The organism is Bradyrhizobium sp. (genome assembly GCF_016462955.1).
Classification (GTDB): Bacteria; Pseudomonadota; Alphaproteobacteria; order Rhizobiales; family Xanthobacteraceae; genus Bradyrhizobium.
Genome location: NZ_JAEMSD010000473.1, coordinates 1 through 5,235, shown reverse-complemented (window position 1 = coordinate 5,235; position 5,235 = coordinate 1). Strand labels below are relative to the sequence as shown.

Here is a 5,235-nt window from a genome sequence, read left to right as displayed (position 1 = left end):
ACAACACGCCCGAGGTGACCGTGCCGGCCGGCCATTTGTTCGTGCTCGGCGACAACCGCGACAATTCCGCCGACAGCCGCGTGCCGCTGCGCTCCGGGGGTGTCGGCCTGCTGCCGATCGACAATCTGATCGGCCGTGCGGATGCGGTGGTCGGCTCCTGGGATCTCGGCATGCGCAGCCAGCCGGTCTACACGTGGCTCTCCGGTTTCCGGCTCGGACGGTTCTTCACCGCCGTGCATTGAGTCTCCTCATCGCGCGATGAACCGTGACGAATTCCTGGCTCTCGCTCTGCGCAATCCGGTCAACGCAGCGATCGTCGACGAACTTCGTCGCCTCGCGCTGCCGGACGCCTGGCTGGTCGCAGGCTGCCTGGTGCAGACGGTGTGGAACGTGCTCACCAGCCGCGCCGTCGATCACGGCATCGCCGACTACGACGTGTTCTATTTCGATCCCGATACGTCCTGGGAGGCGGAGGATGCGGTGATCCGCAAGCTGCATGCGCGGCTGGAGAACCTTGGCGCCAAGGTCGAGATCCGCAATCAGGCGCGCGTACATCTGTGGTATCCCGACAAGCACGGCCTGCCCTATCCGCCATTGATGCGCTCGACGGACGGCATAGATCGCTTCCTCACCGAGAACACGCAAGTCGGGGTGAGGCGCGCCGGCAATGGCCATGAGATCTATGCACCGCACGGGTTGGACGACATTGCAGCGCTGATCGTGCGGCCCAACCGGGCGCTCAATTTCTCAGTGGCGAATTACGCGGCGAAGGCGGCGCGATGGAAGATGCTTTGGCCGGAGATCACGGTGATTGCGGCCGAGTGAGAATCTCGTAGGGTAGGCAAAGCGTAGTGTGCCCACGCGCTTGTCGCCGCATCGGAAGATCGTGGGCACGGCGCAAGGCGCCTTTGCCCACCCCTACCGCACCACGCCCGATGTAAACCCCGCCTTTCTTCGCGGCGGCTTGATTTCCTTTTTCAGGTAGCAGCGCGCCTCGCGGCCGGTGTAGCCCGGGCGGGCATAGGTGAAGGCGCGGCATTTGTTGTCGGCGGTGCAGGCGGCCTTGCAGGCCTCCACGCCTTCCCCCTCCTTCAGTTCGAAATTGCGCAAATCACCACCGGGGCGGTCGATCGAAGTCTCGACCCCCTCCACGCGCGGCTCGATCACGCCGGCGCCGCGCACCCCGGAGATACAGCAACTCCCCGGCACGCGTGACGGCACGGTGTTCTTCAGCCAGCAGACCGCCGAGCCGCCCTCGACGTCGGGATAGCTGAAGCTCCAGGAGCGGCAGCGGCGGTCGCGCTCGCACAGCAGCGCGCAGTCCTCCGGATCGCCCGATGCGACCGGCGCGCTGAAATAATCGCCGCCGGGCCGGTCGAATGCGGTCTGGGCGCGCGCCGGCACGCTCGCAAGTGCGAGCGAAAGCAGCGTGGCACATGCCAAGACGCTTGCCAGGACCTTTGCCAGGGCCTCTGCCATGACGGCCCCGGACAGGCGGCACTTCCCCATCGGAACAGCTTTCGAGTTATTGACGGCGCTCAGGTTTTGTCAGCCGGTCATTTGATCGCCGCAAACCTGTATGGGCGATGAACGGCTCAAATGCCCGATCGGCTTACCGATCTAGAATGCGTATTCCACGTAGGCCGGTTCCACCGAGCCCTTCCAGGGACCATTGAATTTTTCGAGCATCTCCTCGGCCGGGGTCCGACCGGAATCGATGATGCGGTCGAGCGCCTCGAGGTGCCGGGTCTCGTCGCGGCCGAGCTGATCGATCCGGCCGCGCCGGCGCAGGCCGGCATGTGCCAGGACCAGGCACTCCTTCGCGATCTCGAACAGATAGCGGTCCTTGATTCGGGCCTTGAAGCCGAGGCGCGGCACGTCATCGCGCAAGGCCTGACGCTCATGCGCCGTCCAGTGCTTCACGAGGTCCCAGGCGGCGTCGAGCGAAGCATCGTCATAGAGCAGACCGACCCAGAACGCCGGCAGCGCCGGCAAGCGCCCCCACGGGCCGCCGTCGGAGCCGCGCATCTCCAGATAGCGCTTGAGCCGCACTTCCGGGAAGATCGTCGAGAGATGATTGGCCCAGTCCGACAGCGTCGGACGCTCGCCGGGGAGGTTATTGTTGCGGCCGTCGAAGAAGGCACGGAACGAAGAGCCCGACACGTCGATGTAATCCTCGCCGCGCTTGACGAAATACATGGGCACGTCGAGCGCGTAGTCGACATAGCGCTCGAATCCCATACCGTCCTCGAACGCCCAGGGCATCATGCCCGAACGGGCATTGTCGGTGTCGCGCCATATTTCGGACCGGAAGGAGAGAAAGCCGTTCGGCCTGCCCTCGGTGAACGGCGAATTGGCAAACAGCGCGGTCGCGACCGGCTGCAGCGCGAGCGAGACGCGCAGCTTCTTGACCATGTCGGCTTCGGAGGAGAAGTCGAGATTGGTCTGCACCGTGCAGGTCCGGTACATCATGTCGAGGCCGTATTGGCCGACCTTCGGCATGTAATTGGTCATGATCTTGTAGCGGCCCTTGGGCATCATCGGGATGTCGGCGCGCGACCAGGACGGCGTCATGCCGAGGCCGAGGAAGCCGATGCCGAGCGGGGTCGCGATCTCGCGCACCTGGGCAAGATGCGCCATCAGCTCGCTCTGGGTCTGATGCACGTTCTCGACCGGCGCGCCGGACAGCTCGAACTGTCCGCCGGGCTCGAGCGAGATCGCGCCCCCGCCGGTGACGTCGTGAAGGCCGATGATGTTGCCCTTCTCCATGATCGGTTCCCAGCCGAGCAGGAGCTTCATGCCTTCGAGCAGCGCGCCGATGCCGCGTGCGCCCTCGTAAGGCACCGGACGGTGGCCTTCGAGCGTTAACGGCGTCTTCTCGTGCTCGGTGCCCATGCGGAATTCGGACGGGTCCTTGCAGCCGGCCTCGAACCACGCGACGAGCTCGTCGCGTGACTGCAGCGGCGTCATATCGATCTGGTCTCGCGCCATATCAAACTCTAATCAAAAGCGCTTCGACCGAACGCGCGGGTGACAGGGACGGCCCGCGAACCGACCGGTTGCGGGACGAAGGGGGTTTGCCGCGCGATCATCGCGACGGCATGCTTTCGCTCGCGGCCGCCGGCGGCAGTTTCATCTCGCCGCACGAGCAGCCCAGGCGGTCCAGCAGGCCGCAGAGCTTGACGGCGTCGGCATCCGACAGTTTCGAACCGACATATTTCTCGATCGCGGCCGAATAGGCGCCCCACATACGCTTCTGCAGCTCGCGGCCGGCTTCCGTGATCTCGACGAACTGGCCGCGCTTGTCGATCTTGCATTCACGCCGCGATGCGAGGCCCTCGTCGACTAGGCGGTCGATCAGCCGCGAGGTGGAATATTGCGGGATCAGCATCTGCCGCTCGAGCTCGACCGGCCGCAGCTCGCCCGACGGCGCGCGCGACAATTCCAGCAACGCGTCATACCAGGCCAGCGGCGGGAAGCCCGCCTTCTTCAAATCCTGCTCGACGCAATCGAGCACCCGGCTCTGCACCCGCATCAGGCGGATCCAGGCGGCTGTTGCCTCGGTCGATGGTTTGCGTTTCATGGTCCCGCTCAAGCTCGTCGCCCGTCTCTTACCTCATTTGATGCAGGTGCATCAATCTTGACTATTTCAAGCAGGTGCATGTAGTCGTTCTTTCGGCCGAACCAAGCGTCAGGCGAAGGATATTCCCCGAAACGGTACGGTTTGCCCGGTGCCCTCCCATCGTGCTCTTGGAGGCCAGTCTGCCCTATGAGCTTGGTCAAGATCGATATCCGGGGCCAAGAAGCTCGAAAAGGGTGAGGATGATCTGAAGCTCAGGCCCGAGGGGCAGGACCCCGCGATGGGCCCCGACAGCCCGAGATCGTGACCGAAGGCCCGGTGATTGTCCAGACGATCGCCGACCAGGCTTCACGCAAGGCGCCCGCTCCGGCCCGCGGCGGTTCCGAGCGCTACATGCGTTGGAGCGGCTGAATTTCTCACCTCCGAGCTGCACAAGAGTTTTGCCCCTGTGCGCGCCGGCTTGAATGACGAAGCTCAGGCCTTCTCGGGGATCGCATCCACGATTGCCGCCGGCGATCTCTTCACGACGACGACCTAGAGTGACGGCATGAAGTTCGACCTCTCGGCGATCCCGAACCTTGCCGCCGACAAGGCCCGCGTCGCGCCGTGGCCGCAGGTGCGGGAGGCGTTGATCCGGGAACGCTCTAACGCAACGAACAATTTTAGAAGCATTGTCCGGATTAACAATAACTCCGCCTTGGCAGGTCCGCGGACGTCACCATCCTTGTGAGAACAATCCAGTTGCCTCAACCTCGGTCGCGGAATGCTGAATTGGGAAGTCACCGTGACCACCGCACTACTCCTCTTTCTCGCAAGCGGAATCGCCGGACTGACGACGGGGCTCTTCTTGAGGGTGTGGGCCATGGCGCTCGTTTCGCCGATCACCGCGATCCTGGCAGCAATCGTTCTGCAGACCGCGGACTTCGGATCTTGGACGGGCATTTCGATCGTGGTCGGCTGCCTGGTGCTCGGCCAGATCGCTTACGTGGCGGGGGCGTTCTACATGCAGCGCGGTGGCTTCTCAGTGCAGGATGACGTCGACGGCAAGCCAGGCGAGCACGGCTAGCGCGATATCGGCTACGAAAACGAGTAGCGCCACACCAACCCACGAGGGAATCTTTCTGCGCCGCCGGAGGACCTTGCGACGCGGCCACCGACGACCGAGCAGCAACAGCGGAGAATGTCTCAACGCAACACCGGCTGCGCCATCTTGAAACATCGTGCGGATCATCACAGGACACCTTCATTGCTAATGATTGCCTTCACGAACTGATCAGCAAGAGGGGTGCCATGCGGAGTGATCGTGCCCGCAACGCCGACGAGGACCGCGCTGGCGTGGCACGGACATCAACAGACGCGACAGGCCGCAACGGACGCTTATCGCCTCGCGTTGAACGCCACGAAAAAAGGCCGGATCGACGATCCGGCCTCTCCTGTTGTCGGGCGGTCCGAATGGATGCCGCTAAGCCGCCGCCTTCTTCGGCGCGAAGCGGCCGTAGAAGGTCTCGCCCTTCGCAGCCATCTCCTCCAGCAGCTTCGGCGGCGTGAAGCGCGAGCCGTACTTGGCTTCGAGCTTGCGGCAGAGCTCGACGAACTTCTTCGTGCCCATGAAGTCGATGTAGGACAGCGTGCCGCCGGTGAACGGCGCGAAGCCG

7 protein-coding genes and 1 pseudogene are annotated in these 5,235 nt (G+C 64.0%); 4 read left to right on the top strand and 4 right to left on the bottom strand.

The window, feature by feature from the left end; all coding sequences use genetic code 11:
- Together lepB and JHD07_RS32040 are read left to right on the top strand one after the other, a co-directional pair.
- Positions 1 to 242, top strand: a 242-nt coding sequence (gene lepB / locus JHD07_RS32045) for a signal peptidase I (RefSeq protein WP_291629423.1), incomplete at its 5' end; no start/stop codon positions are given.
- A 16-nt stretch (positions 243 to 258) separates the two neighbouring features.
- On the top strand, positions 259 to 825 hold the full coding sequence (locus tag JHD07_RS32040; protein WP_291629421.1) for a nucleotidyltransferase family protein: 567 nt from the start codon (positions 259 to 261) through the stop codon (positions 823 to 825).
- Positions 826 to 918: 93 nt separating this feature from the next.
- Here the strand turns inward: JHD07_RS32040 and JHD07_RS32035 are convergent, their stop codons facing one another.
- The 3 genes from JHD07_RS32035 to JHD07_RS32025 form a co-directional block, all read right to left on the bottom strand.
- Positions 919 to 1,509 (bottom strand): PAN domain-containing protein, encoded by a 591-nt coding sequence (locus JHD07_RS32035; protein WP_291629419.1) that lies wholly within the window; start codon positions 1,507 to 1,509, stop codon positions 919 to 921.
- Positions 1,510 to 1,620: 111 nt separating this feature from the next.
- The gene (locus tag JHD07_RS32030) at positions 1,621 to 2,991 is read right to left on the bottom strand and encodes a glutamate--cysteine ligase (protein ID WP_291629417.1); all 1,371 of its coding nucleotides are present in this window, start codon (positions 2,989 to 2,991) and stop codon (positions 1,621 to 1,623) included.
- A 97-nt stretch (positions 2,992 to 3,088) separates the two neighbouring features.
- On the bottom strand, positions 3,089 to 3,583 hold the full coding sequence (locus JHD07_RS32025; protein ID WP_291629415.1) for a MarR family winged helix-turn-helix transcriptional regulator: 495 nt from the start codon (positions 3,581 to 3,583) through the stop codon (positions 3,089 to 3,091).
- A gap of 119 nt (positions 3,584 to 3,702) precedes the next feature.
- Between JHD07_RS32025 and JHD07_RS32020 the strand changes: the two are divergent.
- Together JHD07_RS32020 and JHD07_RS32015 are read left to right on the top strand one after the other, a co-directional pair.
- Positions 3,703 to 4,220: pseudogene (locus tag JHD07_RS32020) on the top strand (glutathione transferase GstA); the annotation flags it as partial.
- Positions 4,221 to 4,364: 144 nt separating this feature from the next.
- Positions 4,365 to 4,646 (top strand): hypothetical protein, encoded by a 282-nt coding sequence (locus tag JHD07_RS32015; RefSeq protein ID WP_291629413.1) that lies wholly within the window; start codon positions 4,365 to 4,367, stop codon positions 4,644 to 4,646.
- Positions 4,647 to 5,042: 396 nt separating this feature from the next.
- On the opposite strand, the gene JHD07_RS32010 is transcribed toward JHD07_RS32015, so the two are convergent.
- Positions 5,043 to 5,235: hypothetical protein (locus JHD07_RS32010; RefSeq protein ID WP_291629411.1), on the bottom strand; the 193-nt coding region annotated here is incomplete at its 5' end.